At 49.9% G+C, this 14,790-nt stretch carries 15 protein-coding genes; 6 read left to right on the top strand and 9 right to left on the bottom strand.

The features are described 5' to 3' along the window. Nucleotides 1–255 precede the first annotated feature (255 nt). The gene (gene yejK, locus FCL42_RS15745; RefSeq protein ID WP_136864384.1) at nt 256–1,278 is read right to left on the bottom strand and encodes a nucleoid-associated protein YejK; all 1,023 of its coding nucleotides are present in this window, start codon (nt 1,276–1,278) and stop codon (nt 256–258) included. Between the two features lie 88 nt (nt 1,279–1,366). On the opposite strand from yejK, the gene FCL42_RS15740 reads away from it, so the two are divergent. From FCL42_RS15740 to FCL42_RS15730, 3 genes are all read left to right on the top strand, one after another. Continuing rightward, nucleotides 1,367–1,594, top strand: a complete 228-nt coding sequence (locus FCL42_RS15740; RefSeq protein ID WP_136864383.1) for a YejL family protein — start codon at nt 1,367–1,369, stop codon at nt 1,592–1,594. A gap of 188 nt (nt 1,595–1,782) precedes the next feature. Then, entirely contained in the window at nt 1,783–3,573 is a 1,791-nt protein-coding gene (locus tag FCL42_RS15735; RefSeq protein ID WP_136864382.1) for a DUF3413 domain-containing protein, read from the top strand. Nucleotides 3,574–3,626: 53 nt separating this feature from the next. Beyond that, on the top strand, nt 3,627–4,133 hold the full coding sequence (locus tag FCL42_RS15730; RefSeq protein ID WP_136864381.1) for a M48 family metallopeptidase: 507 nt from the start codon (nt 3,627–3,629) through the stop codon (nt 4,131–4,133). Here the strand turns inward: FCL42_RS15730 and FCL42_RS15725 are convergent. Next, nucleotides 4,130–4,696 carry a TetR/AcrR family transcriptional regulator gene (locus FCL42_RS15725; RefSeq protein WP_136864380.1) on the bottom strand — a complete coding sequence of 189 codons (567 nt, stop codon included), beginning with the start codon at nt 4,694–4,696 and terminating at the stop codon, nt 4,130–4,132. The two genes, FCL42_RS15730 and FCL42_RS15725, sit on opposite strands and share 4 nt — an antisense overlap. A 73-nt stretch (nt 4,697–4,769) precedes the next feature. On the opposite strand from FCL42_RS15725, the gene FCL42_RS15720 reads away from it, so the two are divergent. After that, a complete protein-coding gene (locus tag FCL42_RS15720; protein ID WP_136864379.1) occupies nt 4,770–5,306 on the top strand; it encodes a dihydrofolate reductase family protein in 537 nt (178 codons plus the stop codon). Nucleotides 5,307–5,380: 74 nt separating this feature from the next. Next, nucleotides 5,381–6,676, top strand: coding sequence for an MFS transporter (locus FCL42_RS15715; RefSeq protein WP_136864378.1), 1,296 nt, complete (start codon nt 5,381–5,383; stop codon nt 6,674–6,676). 300 nt (nt 6,677–6,976) lie between these two features. Here the strand turns inward: FCL42_RS15715 and FCL42_RS15710 are convergent, their stop codons facing one another. After that, the gene (locus FCL42_RS15710) at nt 6,977–7,309 is read right to left on the bottom strand and encodes a DUF4231 domain-containing protein (RefSeq protein ID WP_136864377.1); all 333 of its coding nucleotides are present in this window, start codon (nt 7,307–7,309) and stop codon (nt 6,977–6,979) included. A 58-nt stretch (nt 7,310–7,367) separates the two neighbouring features. Between FCL42_RS15710 and FCL42_RS15705 the strand changes: the two genes are divergently transcribed. Next, nucleotides 7,368–8,036 (top strand): cupin domain-containing protein, encoded by a 669-nt coding sequence (locus tag FCL42_RS15705; RefSeq protein WP_136864376.1) that lies wholly within the window; start codon nt 7,368–7,370, stop codon nt 8,034–8,036. 219 nt (nt 8,037–8,255) lie between these two features. On the opposite strand, the gene FCL42_RS15700 is transcribed toward FCL42_RS15705, so the two are convergent. The 6 genes from FCL42_RS15700 to FCL42_RS15675 form a co-directional block, all read right to left on the bottom strand. Continuing rightward, the gene (locus FCL42_RS15700) at nt 8,256–9,044 is read right to left on the bottom strand and encodes an ion transporter (protein WP_136864375.1); all 789 of its coding nucleotides are present in this window, start codon (nt 9,042–9,044) and stop codon (nt 8,256–8,258) included. Between the two features lie 78 nt (nt 9,045–9,122). Beyond that, the gene (locus FCL42_RS15695) at nt 9,123–10,916 is read right to left on the bottom strand and encodes a hypothetical protein (protein ID WP_136864374.1); all 1,794 of its coding nucleotides are present in this window, start codon (nt 10,914–10,916) and stop codon (nt 9,123–9,125) included. A gap of 9 nt (nt 10,917–10,925) precedes the next feature. Further along, nucleotides 10,926–11,855 carry a DNA repair protein gene (locus FCL42_RS15690; protein ID WP_136864373.1) on the bottom strand — a complete coding sequence of 310 codons (930 nt, stop codon included), beginning with the start codon at nt 11,853–11,855 and terminating at the stop codon, nt 10,926–10,928. A 3-nt stretch (nt 11,856–11,858) separates the two neighbouring features. Next, complete coding sequence (locus FCL42_RS15685; RefSeq protein ID WP_136864372.1) at nt 11,859–12,263, bottom strand: hypothetical protein; 405 nt, start codon at nt 12,261–12,263, stop codon at nt 11,859–11,861. Nucleotides 12,264–12,275: 12 nt separating this feature from the next. Continuing rightward, the gene (locus tag FCL42_RS15680) at nt 12,276–13,454 is read right to left on the bottom strand and encodes a hypothetical protein (RefSeq protein ID WP_136864371.1); all 1,179 of its coding nucleotides are present in this window, start codon (nt 13,452–13,454) and stop codon (nt 12,276–12,278) included. A 102-nt stretch (nt 13,455–13,556) separates the two neighbouring features. Beyond that, the gene (locus FCL42_RS15675; protein WP_169308416.1) at nt 13,557–14,483 is read right to left on the bottom strand and encodes a WYL domain-containing protein; all 927 of its coding nucleotides are present in this window, start codon (nt 14,481–14,483) and stop codon (nt 13,557–13,559) included. Between the last annotated feature and the right edge of the window lie 307 nt (nt 14,484–14,790).

Below are 14,790 nucleotides of genomic sequence, written 5' to 3'. Positions count from 1 at the left end.
CCCGTTGGCCTAGATTATGCCCAACTGGCAAGCCAATGATCGCGCCGTTAAAACCAACCAGCCGACTCAATTGAAGCAAGAGGTGCTGCTGACATTAGCGCCAACAACCCACCTCGCAACAACGTAAGAACCGCCAAAGATCGTTAAGGGCCACAAGTGATAGTGATCAGAGTGCCAGTCTGGTTGTTACTGCAAATCAAATTCAAAAAAAAGGGCCTGATGTTTGCCATCAGGCCCTCACAAATGTGATTTTTATCACGCTTTGGTGCGTCTTTGCAATTGATCCAGCAGATTTGGCGGCACACCTTGAATCGTTAAGGTGTCATTTGCTGGATTCCACACCACGCGCTCGCCAAGATGCTGAGCATCAAAGCTAATGGAAACGCCACCGCCGGTACCAGAAAACTTTTTCAGTTGGCGCAAGGTGCTGGAATCACCGGGGAAGGACTCTTCCAGATCATACTCACCGGCAGAGGTGAATTGATAGAAGTCCTCCGCACCGCGGTCGGCAAACTCATCAGCAATGTCTTTTAGCATCACCTCACCGCCAGAATCGATCTGAGTCTTGCAGTAATCAAATACCGCATCGCGACACCCCTGCTGCTCGCCCTTATCCAGATCCGTCGTTGCTACGTAGTCTTCTAACGCCTGAACCAGCTCTTTGTTTTGAACTTTGGCATTAACGCCTTCGATGCAGCCCATGAAATCAAGGAAGAAATCAGCCACCTTGCGACCCGCGCGACCCTTTACAAAGGAGATGTACTTCTTCGACGTGGGATCCGCCTGCATCTCAGTAAGGTCAATGCGCGCCGCCAGTTGCAAGTTAGACAGGTCTAGGTGCTCCGATCCCATCACTTCCATCTCTTGGGAAACCGACACACTCGGTTTTGGAGACATCAATGCCACAAACAGGTAGTCACAAGCCATATGGTTGTACGCCGCCATCAGCAGATAACCGCCGGTGGCAAAATCGTATTTGCTCAGTTCAGTTTCAAGCAACTGACCGGCTTTCCCGCTTAACTCAACAAAACCCAGGTTACCGCTGCGCCACTCAAGCAGCGCCTCTTTAAAGGCGTCATTTGGTTCACCATCGCCCTCGGGCACCCCAAAGTGGCCAAAGCCTTTACCCGCTTTAGCGGTGTATAAGCGATGAAGTTCGCCGAGCAACTCGTCCAGCGCTTCAGTGTGATTTAATGGCTGCGGACGCAACTTACAGGTCAGTTGCCCCTCAGGATTTCGCTGAACGCCATGCAGGATGGCCTGATCGATTTTTAACATCGTGTTCCTAGGGTTAGTGGTTAGCTTTGAATTGGGCTATTATACTGCGCCTTGATTCTATTACTAAGTTAACCTCACAGGAAATCGAATGGCGATTCTGTCTAAATACAGCAATGATGAAGTAGAAACCTTGCTGAACCAATTGATCTTGGTCCTTGAGAAAAATGAGACCCCAACCGATCTCGCCCTAATGGTTTTAGGTAACTGCGCCACCGATATCATCAACCGCAACGTTGCCCCTGGCTCCCGTAAACGTTTGGCCGAACAGTTCGGTCAGGCCCTGCTGGCGTCTATCGACACCCGCGCTGACGCCTAATGCCTAAGGCACTGACGCGTTATCCGCGCCAGTGTTTTTGATGCAGCGCACTTTGGGTTCCTAAGGATCTGGGAACCCTGCTAGCTCTCTCTGAATGTAAAGCTCACCCCACATTAAGCTAGCTAACTGGAATTTAAGCGGTTTTCCGCTTAGGATAAACTCCATAACTCTGGCAGAAAACTGAATTCATGTACGCATCTGAACTGCAGCGAGACAAAGTTTCCCGATTGGTCACTTGGGGACACTGGTTTGCCTTCTTTAATGGCATCATCGCCACCCTTATTGCCATCCGTTACGTAAAGCTACTGGGTTGGCCGGAAACCCTTCTTGCTCAAGGCTATGCCGTCATTACTCTGGTAGGGCATTTTGCCTTTGTCAGCTTCCTCGGTTATCTGCTGCTGCTGTTTCCCATCACCCTGCTTCTGCCCTACTCCAAGATATTAAGAGGCTTAGCGGCGGTGTTGGCCACCATTGCCCACACGGTGTTGGTGTATGACATCTTGGTGTTCGATCACTATCGACTTCACCTCAACCCCTTTGTGTTCGATCTGTCATTCGCGGATCTCCCGCAACTGATCAGCAACGCTTGGTTGCTTATTTTGCCTGCGGCCATGTTGGCACTGCAGCTCACCTTAGCAAATGGCCTGTGGCGACGCATCGAGCGCCTGTCTCGGAAAAACCTTGGCGGCAAGGTAACCACGGTGATGGTTGCATTGTTCCTTGGTAGCCACCTGCTGCACATCTGGGCCGATGCCAATATCTATCAGCCAATCCTAAAGCAGGACAAGATGCTGCCTCTGCACTACCCCGCAACCGCCAGAAACTTTATGGCCAAGCAGGGAATTGTTGACGAAGATACCTACATTGAACGAGTCCAAACTGCCAAGCCAACCGACCAGTTGAACTACCCGGTTGAGCCGATGCAATGCAGCGTCGAGGAAACGCCTAGCATTGTGATGGTCACCGTTGAAGCCCTGCGCCAAAACATGATCAACCAACAAACCATGCCTAAGCTGATGGCTTGGTCACAGCAGGCTCAAGTGTTCACTCAGCACTTCAGTGGCAGTAATGAAGCGGATCAAGGGATACGTTCCATGCTCTATGGCATGCTGCCCTCCTATGAAAGCTACTTAGAAGCGGATCGCAAAGCGCCCATTTTAACTCAGGAACTTAAAAAGGCCGGTTACAATCTACAAGTGCTCGGCTTCACCCAAACTCAGCAAGGGCTAAAAAACGCCATCGCTCTAGAACAAGTGAATAAGCTGCCTGAGTACCATTACGAAACCGCCGCAGAACGTGATATCAACACCACCCAACAAGCCTTAATGGCCCTGAGTATGAACAGTGGCCCAAGCTTTACCTTGATCAACTATCACGCACCGTCGGTGTACAGCACACCGGTAGGCTTTGTTGGTCTGCCAACGGTGAAGCCCAGCGAGGGATACAACGAAGCGCAAGGGGTATTGTTCAACCAGTATCGCAGCTCGCTGAACTTCCTGGATACCCTGTTGGCGAAACTACTAGAGCAGCTGCCTAAAGATACCGTGGTGATCATTACTGGTACCCATGGTCAGGAGTTCACCAGCCTGAATGATCACCTGACCCGCAATTTCTCTAATGCCACGACTCAAGTACCGCTGATGATCCGCTGGCCCAACGGTACCCAAGGTAAGGTGAACTACCAAACCAGCCATTATGCCATCGCCCCAACACTGTTAACCCAGGTATTGGGATGCACAAACTCCCCAGAACAGTACAGTTTTGGGGACACGCTCAGTGCCCCTTCCCACTCCGATTATCTGGTTATGGCGAATCGTCGTTACTTTGCTATTCGTACCGACAACTCCATCACCGTAATTGGTCGGGGCGGCGATTATCGTGTGTATGATCATCACGATAACCGAATCAGAAAAGCCAAACTGAACGCACCGGCAATGTTGTCTTTGATGAAAGAGAACCGCCGCATGTTCATCAAATAGCCCTAAAAAAATTGAGTCCGCATCAACCTGTTGATGCGGACTCTCCATAAATTATGACCGCCACACGCTTCCTAACAGGGTATCCCCAGCCTCTGCTTGATAAAGTAGAGCCGCTAATTCACGACAATCGCATCGAAGCGATCATCGCCAAACGCTACCCTCAACCACATCAGATAAAAACCGATAACGCGCTGTATCAGTACACTAAGGCGTTAAAAGATCGCTATCTAAAGCAATCGGCACCGCTTGCCAAGGCGGTATTTGATCCCAAGATCCACATCGTGAACCACGCTTTAGGTACTCACACTTACCGAGCTCGAGTGCAAGGGAAAAAGCTCAAGGTACAAAATGAAATTCGCATCGCCCGCTTGTTCCGTGACCTTCCTGAGCCCTTTCTACGTATGATTGTGGTCCACGAGCTTGCCCACATCAAAGAGAAGCAACACGACAAAGCGTTTTACAAACTCTGCCAATATATGGAGCCAGACTACCATCAGTTGGAGTTCGATCTGCGACTGCTACTGTGCCAGTTGGAATGGAATAAACAGTCTGGACGCTAGTCAGAATCGACAAGGTGACCAAGCGCCAGAGTAAAAAGATTGAAGGATGGGGCAATCATCTCGACATCCAAAGGCAAACCACTTTGATTGCACTCCTGTGCTAAAGCAAAGCCATGGAGGTAATCGACCCAGAAGCTGAGTGCATGCTCAAGCTGCTGCGATGATAAATCAAGGGGCTTCAAAGCCTGCTCAAACCGCTCGCTGAACACCTCCGCAGGGCCAAAGTCGCTCATGGTCAACAGGGTTGTTAATAAGCCGGGATAGTCCTTTAACAACGTCAGGTAACTGTGGCTCAAAGCCAACAACTGCTCCTGCCAATTCTCTGAGGCAACCGGCTGATAGATCTCCTCCATCACCGATATCGTCACCCCTTCAAGCAAAGCCGCTTTGTTGTCGAAGTAGTGGTAGATTGCCATGCCATCCACCTCCAGCGTCGCCGCCAATTTCCGAATACTTGGCACCTTCCCCTCTTGTTTAAGCATAGAGGTGGCCGCCATCAATATGCGGTCCTTAGACAGGCCCTGACCTTTTGGGCGACCTCGAGTTTTGGGCTTGACGGTCATAATTTCTCTCTCTAGAATCTCAATTTCTACATTGTAGAATAAATTTATAATTAACTCAAAGAGAGTATGCGTAATGACTAATATCGTCTATATCGGAACCAGCCTAGATGGCATGATTGCGGACCAAAACGGCGGCCTAGATTGGCTACACTGCATCCCAAATCCGGACAACGATGATCTAGGTTTTGCTGCATTCCAAGACAGCATCGACGCCATTGTCATGGGCCGAACCACCTTTGAGGTCGTCATGAGCTTTGGTGGCGAATGGCTCTATACCAAACCGGTGTTTGTGCTGAGTAATACTCTTAACCAGTTACCAGAGTCTGTGGCTGACAAGGTGGAGCTGCTTGCTGGTTCGGTAACAAAGATATCCACACAGCTACAACAGCGCGATTTTCATCGCTTGTATATCGACGGTGGACAAGTGGTTCAGCAATTCCTTGCTGCTGATGCCATCGATGAGATGATCATAACCCAGTTGCCCATTGTACTTGGGGGTGGCACACGCCTCTTTGGTGACCTAGATGCCGCCAAACACTTTGAGTTAGTCAGCAGTGAAGTCCTGCTCGGTGCTATGGTGAAAAGTCATTACCGTAAAGTGAAAAACTGAATCTCACAAAATCGATAGCCAAATCAACATCATCACGTTAGTTTTAGCTCAGATTCATTGAACCGGAGTCGGGTGTGAGCAAACGTGAAATCTTTGGCTGGGCGATGTTTGATGTTGCCAACAGCGCCTACACCACCGTGGTAATCACCGTGGTGTACAGTGCGTTTTTCATCAGCCACGTCATTCCGTCTGGCAGCGTGTGGGGCAACAGTTGGTGGGCCCTTGCAATCTCACTCTCCAGTCTGCTCGCGATGTTTCTCGCCCCTCTCATTGGCAGTTGGATCGACCTCTATGGCGGCAAAAAGCGCTGGCTAACCCTACTGATGCTAAGCTGCGCCACCGCCACCATGGGGCTCTACTTTGTACAGCCAGGAATGGTGATCTCCGCGGTGATTATTCTGGTGTTCAGCAACACCGCTTGGATGCTGTCTGAAAGCGTTTGTGCCAGCTTTCTGACTGATATCGCGCACGAAAAACAGATGGGGCTGGTGTCTGGAATCGGTTGGGGCCTTGGGTATCTGGGTGGACTGCTCAGTCTCATCCTCGTGCTATTTGGCATCATCACCGCCACCAGTGACTCTCCCGCCTACCTACACCAAAACCAGTTGGCGATGGTTGCCGTGGGGCTTTACTTCATGTTGGCATCCATACCCACCTTAATCTGGCTAAAAGAGCGCCGGCCATACACCATGGGCCAAGTACAGTGGCAAAGCCTTGCGAGTCACAGTTGGCATAGCTTTCAGGCGAGTCTCAAACTCACCCATCAACTGCCAACTCTGTATCGATTCTTTATTATCTTCACTCTCTACAGTGCAGGCATGGCAACGGTGATCAAGTTCTTCGGCATCTACGTCGAGACGGAGCTGAGCTTAAGCGCGGCAGAAAAGACCACGGTATTTTTGGCCTTACAAGTCTCCGCCTTTGTCGGTGCCCTGCTGTTTGGCTGGTTGGAATCGCGAATTGGCGCTCGCTACACCATCAGCCTGACGCTGCTATGGTGGATGGCTGGCCTCGGCTGCATTCACCAACTAATTCCCCTAAGCGGCCTCATCGGAGTGGAGATTAATACGCTGTTTATCGCCTGCACCGTCATCGCCGGAGCCGGCTTAGGCTCAACCCAAAGCGCCAGCCGCGCCTTAGTTGGTCAACTCAGCCCGAGTCAACACAGTGGCCAGTTATTTGGATATTGGGGCATGTTCTCAAGATTGGCCGCCATAATTGGCACCACCAGCTTTGCACTGGTCTCAGATCTGTTGTCATCTCAGCAGGCACTGCTGTTGGTGATGGGGTTCTTTGCGGCTGGGGCCGCCCTTATTTTAAAACTGCCCATCGACACTGGGATAGCCCAAGCGCGCTCATATCGTGACTAAGAACGAAGTTATTGAATATATTGCGAAGTTAATCGCTTTTTTTGGCGTCAAATACTAAGGTCTTGCGCGCTAATTTCAGATGGTAAAACCGAATCTACCCCCAAAAGCTTTCGAGATAATATGCAGCCATCCGGTCACCAGACCGCCTACTTGCTGTCATAAGAGGACGCTGTATGTCTCAACCAAAAAGCCAAAATGTTATGAACTGGGGCGCCGTTGCTTTTGCCGTTGTTAGCCCGATTCTGATGCTACTTTTGATTAGCGGCTTAGTAGGCTAACCCGTTCGATGGATACCGGAATCTATGATGTGGCCTTATTAATGGCAGTCGCCGTTTTTGACGCCAATGGTTGTCCCAACCCAACCGGCAGCGCAGATTCCGTTTCCTCTATTGGTGCCGCTGCGCCCTGCTGAGTCAACTGGCTCTGTTGCCACTGAACGCTCTCTTCCGCCAAGATGGCTTCGACATTAACAATCAATCGCTGCAGTAACATTGAGTCGGTGAGACCGGCTTGGGAATACTCGCCACTTCGCCCCAGAAACCGAACTTTTTCGGCTTTGAGCTTTTCGCTGATCATTCGAAAACTCAACCAATTGGTTTTGTAATCCCCCAAAGCCGAAGCGCCCCGCGACATTTACAGGGACAATCTACGGCTTTATTCTGAATCAAAGCCGATTCAACAGGGACGCGTTATGGAACCCCCCCCCCCCATCAAACCAATGATAGTTAACTCCCAGTTAATGGATTGGCAGCCCAGTCCCAGCCCAATGGTTTGGCGAAAGCGGCTCTACCACGAGGGCGAAGCTGAGTCCGGCGTTGTCACCTCCATCGTTCGCTACGACCCTGGTTCACAATTTCGGTCCCACCCACATCCGCAAGGGGAGGAGATATTGGTGCTCGAGGGTGTGTTTTCAGACGAGCATGGCGACTACCCTGCAGGCAGTTACTTGTTAAACCCAGAAGGCGTTAGCCACGCCCCCTATTCCAAAACAGGTTGCGTATTGTTTGTAAAACTCAGGCAGTATGCTGGCGAAAAGCGCCGCCACATATTACTCAACACTAACGAGCAAGAATGGCAAACAACCAATGTCAAAAACAAAAAGATTAAGCCTCTGTATCAACAAATTGGATTTAACGATACGACTCAACTGGAGCGGTTACTTGCCCAATACTCGCAGCGGCGGCATTACCCAAATGGCGCCGAAATTTTGGTGTTAAAAGGCAGTTTTCTGGATGACCATCAGCGCTATCAACAGGGCGACTGGTTAAGCCTGCCTCCAGGCTTTGCCCATCAAGTTCATTGTGATGAGGACTGCGAACTGTACTTGAAACAAGATAGGCGAAAGGAATCGGCAGCATAGTAACCAAACGGAATTGCCCGGCAACGTTCTAAGGCTCAATCTGGGGTGGTAAACTGCTATTTGGCAATGGAGAAAGAATGAACTGGGCCGCCCAACCGAAACAATAAAACGACCAATCCCCCGCCTTTACCCGCAGACGCTTTAGCTAACCCCGTAAAACGCAAAGTCCCCAGGTGCATATCACGCTGGGGGCTTGATCTTTGCTCATCAGCGCGAACGCTACTTCATTTTGTTAATGATTTCAGTGAGCTGTTGAATCTGCTGATTTTGCTTCTCAATTGTGTGAGTCAGCCCCTCAATCCGCACCTCCAGCTCATGGTTGTTATCCAGCACCATCTCATCAATAAAGATGGCGTTGGCGAGGGATAATGCGAAAAAGCTGCCGAACACTATCACCGCAATAACATAAGCTCGGATCAGGTAGTAATCTAGGCTGCCTTGCTGAACCAACGCTGGCACCTCATTCCACCCCTCTACGGTAAACAGCGAAAACACCGTGTAGCTGGCGACAAAAGGATCGGAGAAGTGACTGGGCAGAACGTTGTGGAACAGCAGATAACCACACACCGAGAAAAAAGTAAGCAGCACCAGTAACATCAAAAATACCCCACGGGAGGCCTTGATGGAGCGCCCTACCCCGGAAACCACACTCTCAACATGAGGGATCAGGCTTAAGATTCGCAACATTCGTAGCAGACGAATGATCCGCAGCGCCGTTAATGCCTGAGCGTCAGCAACGAAGAAGTGGCCCGCCACACTCAGCAACACAATAAATAGGTCGGCGACATTCATCGGTTTTTTGAAATACTCGACACCGTACTTATTGATCTTTACCCCAAGATCAATGAGGAACAGCAGATCGATAACTACCTGAATGCTCTCAACCGCCAAGGCATTGTTGACGGTTTTATCCACCACCAACAATACGCATTGCACCACAATCAGGGTACACAGCGCCTGCTCGCTTAAGCCGCGGTATTCTCGAACTCGACTGATTATTGCATTCATAAATTTCGCTACTAAAAAATAAGATCGCCGAGAGAAGAACCACCTCTCTCGGCGTTAGAGAGATAACGACAGAGTCAGTTAGGCAACCACCAGACCGTCACCGGTTTCCAACAGTGCCATGAAGTCATCCGTAGAGGTTAATTGAAGATCCACATCGAAGAACTGGGCCAGATCGTAAATCGAATCGTTCACCGGCTGCTTATTCTGGATGGCGGTTGCCATGCGAGTATTGATCTCGGCAAATCGAAGCTTATCTTGCGCCAATCGCTCCAGTGAGGCGGACTCATACGCATCAGTATTGGCTTTGATCTGCTTTACCCGCTCAGCAAAGATATCTTTAACGCGCTCTGCTCTGGCCTCGGCCTTTGCTGAGAACAGATCCAGTTTATCCAGCCCCCAAACCACCAGCGTAGACAGCAAACCGCTGATTACCGGCAGAATCAGATCGTCATATTCATCCAGCGGCGGTGGCAAATTCACGAAATAGTAAGTGGCAATGGTCGCGGTGGTGGTAGCCAACAATTTAACGATGGCGTCGCCCTTTTGAGCCGCCGACATCTGCTCACTGGGCGTGGTCAGAATCTTGATGGCACCAACAATGGCAGACCAGCCTTCAACGATGATTTTAAGAATGTTCTTAAGCATTCCCTGAACCATCTTGATCACCATCTTCAGCAGCATCTTGATAAGCTCTTCCAACTTGGCGAAGAACTGGCCTTTGGAAGCCTGTTTGAAACGCTCAATAGCCACCGTGGCCACCCGTTTAAGGCGAGCACCTATGGCGGCACCATCAGAGGTCTCTGGCGAAAACCCTGACGTTAAGCCATTTTTGAAACAATCGAACAGTTCAAATGCCAACGCTTTGAAAAATGCCGTAACGGCAGCGGACTGCACCTTGTTCTTGGCATCCCCTAGCATCTCACCGCCTAGATGAACGCCTTTTTCCAAGGTTTTATCGCGAATCAGTTTATCAACCCCTTCACGGCTGTTTTTATCCACTTCCAGCGCGCGTTGCTCTTGGGCTTTGGGCAAACGTTTTTCAAGAAATGCCAAGCGATCCTGCTGCTTTTTAGTGGCGTTGCCGGATTCAATCTCGGAGCGTAACGCCTGCTTCTCATTGACAATGTCACCGAAACTGCGGCTGCCGCCTTTGGCCGCATTCAGGCAGCCGTTAACCAGCACGTAGTTGACGTCATCGTTCATGATATCGACCATGTCCTGCTTATCCAGCAGCAAATTCCATTTATTCTCGCTGTGCACTTTCTCAAGGGAGACGACATGATCAGTCTCCGCCGTATGCAATCGCTGCTTGTCGCCCTCTTTTACCTTGCGATCGGCGTAGTGTTTGGTTTGAGCCAACTCCATTTTGTCGTTGAGCTCATTTTTACTGCGGCCAAATCGATCGCTATTTGATTCTTTGTACGCGTCCATCCGCGCCGTATCTTCATATTGGCTGCGGTTGTTTTTGTACTCGCCGCGATAATCCTCACTGATATTGAGCTTGTCAAACAGCGCCTTGGACTCCATGGTGCGGTAATACCCAGCTGCCCCTTTGGAGTAATCGACACTGCGCACCTCGTTTATGATTGAGTGAGCCGTTTCCCCTTCAGGCACCGGCATGCCGCGCTTTTTAAAGAAATCCAGGCTACTGCCGATCATGGTGCTCAAACAGGGCACAACTAAGGACTCAACCAGATCGTTTTTGTTGGCAAAATCCTCGTAGATTTTGTCCATCACCACCATCGACGACTGACGCTCGTACAGCTCGATGTCAATCAGTCTGCGACTGAGCTTCAGGGGGGACACCCCAGTGAGCTGCTTTTCCATCTCAGCCCGAGTCATGGTGGGTTGGGCATAGTGTTCCATAGACATGTCGTTTCCCTATGCCGCGTGAACCGCGAGTTTGCTGGCACTTTGATACAGAGTCTTAGCTGAGTCGATATCAGCGTCCACTGGCAGGCCTTCGTCGCTAAGATAGCCTTGGTTCGACATGTGGTTCAGCACGATCGATAGGTTAAACAGCGCATGAAACTCTTCAATGTGAGCAATGGGGATCTGTCTAAAGTCCAATCGATGAGTCATCACATTGCCGGTCGCCAGCAGCAGATGACGCTGACTTTGGATGCCATATTCAAAACGATCCAGCAACGCACTGTAGTTACCAACCAACTCATCGAAGTAGCCTTGGACCTGTTGGATGGCCTTGAGAGTGGTCTTTAGCACCACTAAGTGCGACTGCATCTTTCGAATCTCTTCGTTGATGCGCGCTTCTTCCTCTTCCACTCGCTTTAAGCTCTCTTTGGCCTGCTTACGGGAATGAAAGCCTAGGGTAAACAGATAGGATGCCACCCGTGTCCAGCTGAACTCATCAAAATTAATGGTGATGAGTTCACGCTCATGACGAATGCCCTCACTGCCTTTTATCTCCAGCACGTGCTTATCAAAGAACTCTTCAAACGGCTGCCCCTTGACGGTGACGTTATGCAAACGCTTGGCCACACGAACAAAACGATTAAAGTGGCAGTCGTAGATCTCCTGCTTGCGCTGGTTCACCTGCTCAATCTCCAAGCGAATCGATTCCGTGATTCGCTCCGAGTCTTTCTCGTAATCTGATCGAGCTTGGTCATATCGAGTTTTAATCTGCTTGTACAGGCGCTCTGCTTTTCTGGCCGTGTTTTCCCCAGTAAAGCTATGCCACGCTTTCTGAGCCTTATTTTTCACTTTATCCGCCACTTCTGACACGGTGTCTTTGATCTTATCTACCGCACGACTCACCTTAGAGGCGGCCCAACTGCCTAAACGTCCTAACATGGTTTAATCCTTCAAAACTAGGCCATAACCTTCAGCGACCAGGTCGTTCATGGCCTCAACCCAGCGCTGCAACCGCTTCTGCTCATGGCTGGAGATAGTAAACTGCTCACCCAGCTTGGCGAGGAAACTCAATTCCTGCTCACAGGCATCGCCATCGGCCAGTGCCACCCCAAACAGTTCCACCATCACCACACGCTTAATTCGTAACTCAGTGTTGGTGAAAAACTGGATAACGTTACCAATGTCGCCTTGGTGCTTTAACTGATAATCAGGCAGCGCACATTCACTGCAGAAACCGCTAAATACCCCAGCCTCTTCCGCTTGTAATTTGCCATCCAACTCCATCACGTGCTTGGCAAGCTCAAGAAACATGGCGCTCTGTTCTGGGTTTAGTTCATTCAAATACATGGTTATTTCTGCCTACAGTGTGATGGTTTGAGACTGTTGTTTGCCGTTGGTATAGGTGTACTCAATGCGCTGGCTAATCTCACCGGCGGCATTGTAGTGATAACTGAAGATCTCGCGACCAGATTCGTCGTATTCCGTACCAACTTTCGGGCTTTGGCGATCGTCAAAGATCATCTCATACTTAAGCTTGTTGTTTTCAAAGGTCTCCAGCTTGCTCTGCTTACCCTCGTGATAGGCAATTTTGGTCACCTGATTGGTGTGCTTATCTTCAATGCGAGTCACCTTGCATTCGCCCAGATATTTGATGGCATCTTCGCTTTCCACGGTAAGCTCTTGATGCTTAGCTAACTCATTGCTCAGCTCAGCCATATTATTGATGCGGATTTGTTGCACCATCTCCGCCAAACGAGCGAATTCTGACAGCTGCTGCTGACGCAGTTCAAATTTGCCACTGCGGTTATCACGGCCATTTTGCCCAATTGCATCCTGCAGAGCTTGGTTGCCTTTAAGCACAGATGCGCTCAGCTCCGCCCCTTGAGATTTGACTTCGCTGCGAAGCGAAACGTCGGTGTCGGCAAGATCTTTGCTGAGATTATTCAACTTACCCATCAACGCAGCTGCCGCCTTGGCTTGATCATCAAAACCGCGGGTTGATTCACCATGTTGCGTGGTCAGTTGGCTCAATAATTGAGACTGATTTTGAACCACTGAGCTCACCATTTGCTGATGCTGCTGAGTTGCGGTCGCAGCGTGTTCAGTAAGCTGCTGGTTCAATTTGCTGGCCTCAGCCTGAACCAACGCGGTGTGGTTATCGGCCTGCTCAGACAGCGAGGTAAGCAGAACCGACTCCAGCTTGGCAATGCTTCCCTGCAGGCGCTCCCCTTGACTGGCTACCTGAGACTGGGTGTCCTCCGCGGTATGTTGTACCGTCGATTGCAGAGCCGAGAGCACTTCAGATAGCTCAGTTTTAAACGCCTGAGAAAACTCTTTGGCAGCAACAAGCTGGGCACTCAAACTGCTCGCTTGAAGTTGCTGGACGGTTTGAGACTCCTGAACCGCTTCAAGCTGAGCTTCGAAACGTTCGTTCATCGCTTTGGTATTTTTAGAATGAAGCACGTACAACGCCAACAGCACAATTAAGTTGCTGGCACAGACAGTAGCTACGATGTGTTCAAGAGTGAATTGAATCATACAACCTCAAATAACCTGTTGGTTAGTAATGCTATTTTCATTTATGTCGTTTGTGCACAAAAAAGGCTGTGCCTACCTTCGAGTGGCCTGCAAACCGCAGAGCTACTCAGTAAATCCTGGGGTTCGCTGCATCGCGTCAAAACCGGCCAACTCGGCACGATTATCGAGATACAGCTGATACCGGAACCCCGATAACACTGCATTTTGGGAGCAATCCACGTCCCAAAGATTCAGGGTGTAATCCAACAGAGCCAGCCGGGTTTGCAGCTCAAGACAGCCATTGGTCATCCCGTAATCCAGTTCAATTACCTCATGATGATGCTCGAACTTCACTGGATGGGGCACCAACCGCAGCGTGACGCGTTGTTGCCAGCTGAGATCGTCAGCCATCAATGCGGACTCTGGCGCACGCTGGTCAACTCCAGTCACCGAACGCATTCGGGTTAACACCAAATCTTTAAACTGAGCACTGCCATCACTACCAATCTCTGCGCCTCTTACATGCCAGCGGTGGCCGTTAGAAACTATGGTGTGGGGCGCAAAACGTTTAAGGGACTCTCTCGTCAAAGACAGGTAACGAATATCCACCAGAGTTTGCTGATGAATGGCTCGGGTAATGCTGGGTAAGATGTCTGACGAGAGGTTTAATAACGCGCGGGAGCGCTGCTCAAATGGGCTATGTACCCCTTGGAAGTAACCCGCCAACGCACCTCCTTGATTACCCCACTCACCATCAATGGACATCACTGAACGATTAAACTGAGTAATCACGTAATCAGGGTTATGTTGGCACAAAGGAACAAAGTCAGAGACCCGGCGATAACGCTTCACACTGTGATCGAGTACCGGCTCAGGCTTGCCCTGCTCAGCCAACAATTGGCGATAGCGAGCGAGATCTCGCGTTGCCGCAGCCTGAGCCACACCGAAACGCTCCATCAACTCACTGCGCGCAAATTCGCCTTTAAACACTAGGCAGAAGTCGATGAACATCAGCCTTTCGATCTGTCCTTGAGTTAAGCCATCAAACATAGAAATTAATTTTCGCTTTATCAGTATGTTACTAAGTTCCCTTGAATACATGGAATCATTATGATTCCAACTTGGCAAGTTAATTTTTATCCATCAATGAAATAAACCTCATAAAATGCGACAAACTGAGAGGTGGCTAACACATTGAAATGGCGGGAAGTTAAGATTGTTCAATTAGAAAACAAGAGAGAGGAATTCGGCAAAGCCGTGGGCAACCAGCGCATTGATGCCAAGCAACCTTTCGTTCGATAACTCACTTTGCAATACCTAGCTTATCCGCTTATGTAAGCTCAAAAAAAGATAACCC

This window comes from Ferrimonas aestuarii, from assembly GCF_005116665.1.
Taxonomy (GTDB): Bacteria; Pseudomonadota; Gammaproteobacteria; order Enterobacterales; family Shewanellaceae; genus Ferrimonas; species Ferrimonas aestuarii.
Note: the sequence above shows the minus strand (reverse complement) of the source record. Positions and strands in the feature narration are given on the sequence as shown.

Excerpts from the sequence above, each read along its gene's own strand:
- yejK (WP_136864384.1), bottom strand. The coding sequence starts at position 1,278 with ATGTTAAAAATCGATCAGGCCATCCTGCATGGCGTTCAGCGAAATCCT.
- FCL42_RS15740 (WP_136864383.1), top strand. The coding sequence starts at position 1,367 with ATGGCGATTCTGTCTAAATACAGCAATGATGAAGTAGAAACCTTGCTG.
- FCL42_RS15735 (WP_136864382.1), top strand. The coding sequence starts at position 1,783 with ATGTACGCATCTGAACTGCAGCGAGACAAAGTTTCCCGATTGGTCACT.
- FCL42_RS15730 (WP_136864381.1), top strand. The coding sequence starts at position 3,627 with ATGACCGCCACACGCTTCCTAACAGGGTATCCCCAGCCTCTGCTTGAT.
- FCL42_RS15725 (WP_136864380.1), bottom strand. The coding sequence starts at position 4,696 with ATGACCGTCAAGCCCAAAACTCGAGGTCGCCCAAAAGGTCAGGGCCTG.
- FCL42_RS15720 (WP_136864379.1), top strand. The coding sequence starts at position 4,770 with ATGACTAATATCGTCTATATCGGAACCAGCCTAGATGGCATGATTGCG.
- FCL42_RS15710 (WP_136864377.1), bottom strand. The coding sequence starts at position 7,309 with ATGTCGCGGGGCGCTTCGGCTTTGGGGGATTACAAAACCAATTGGTTG.
- FCL42_RS15705 (WP_136864376.1), top strand. The coding sequence starts at position 7,368 with ATGGAACCCCCCCCCCCCATCAAACCAATGATAGTTAACTCCCAGTTA.
- FCL42_RS15700 (WP_136864375.1), bottom strand. The coding sequence starts at position 9,044 with ATGAATGCAATAATCAGTCGAGTTCGAGAATACCGCGGCTTAAGCGAG.
- FCL42_RS15695 (WP_136864374.1), bottom strand. The coding sequence starts at position 10,916 with ATGTCTATGGAACACTATGCCCAACCCACCATGACTCGGGCTGAGATG.
- FCL42_RS15690 (WP_136864373.1), bottom strand. The coding sequence starts at position 11,855 with ATGTTAGGACGTTTAGGCAGTTGGGCCGCCTCTAAGGTGAGTCGTGCG.
- FCL42_RS15685 (WP_136864372.1), bottom strand. The coding sequence starts at position 12,263 with ATGTATTTGAATGAACTAAACCCAGAACAGAGCGCCATGTTTCTTGAG.
- FCL42_RS15680 (WP_136864371.1), bottom strand. The coding sequence starts at position 13,454 with ATGATTCAATTCACTCTTGAACACATCGTAGCTACTGTCTGTGCCAGC.
- FCL42_RS15675 (WP_169308416.1), bottom strand. The coding sequence starts at position 14,483 with ATGTTTGATGGCTTAACTCAAGGACAGATCGAAAGGCTGATGTTCATC.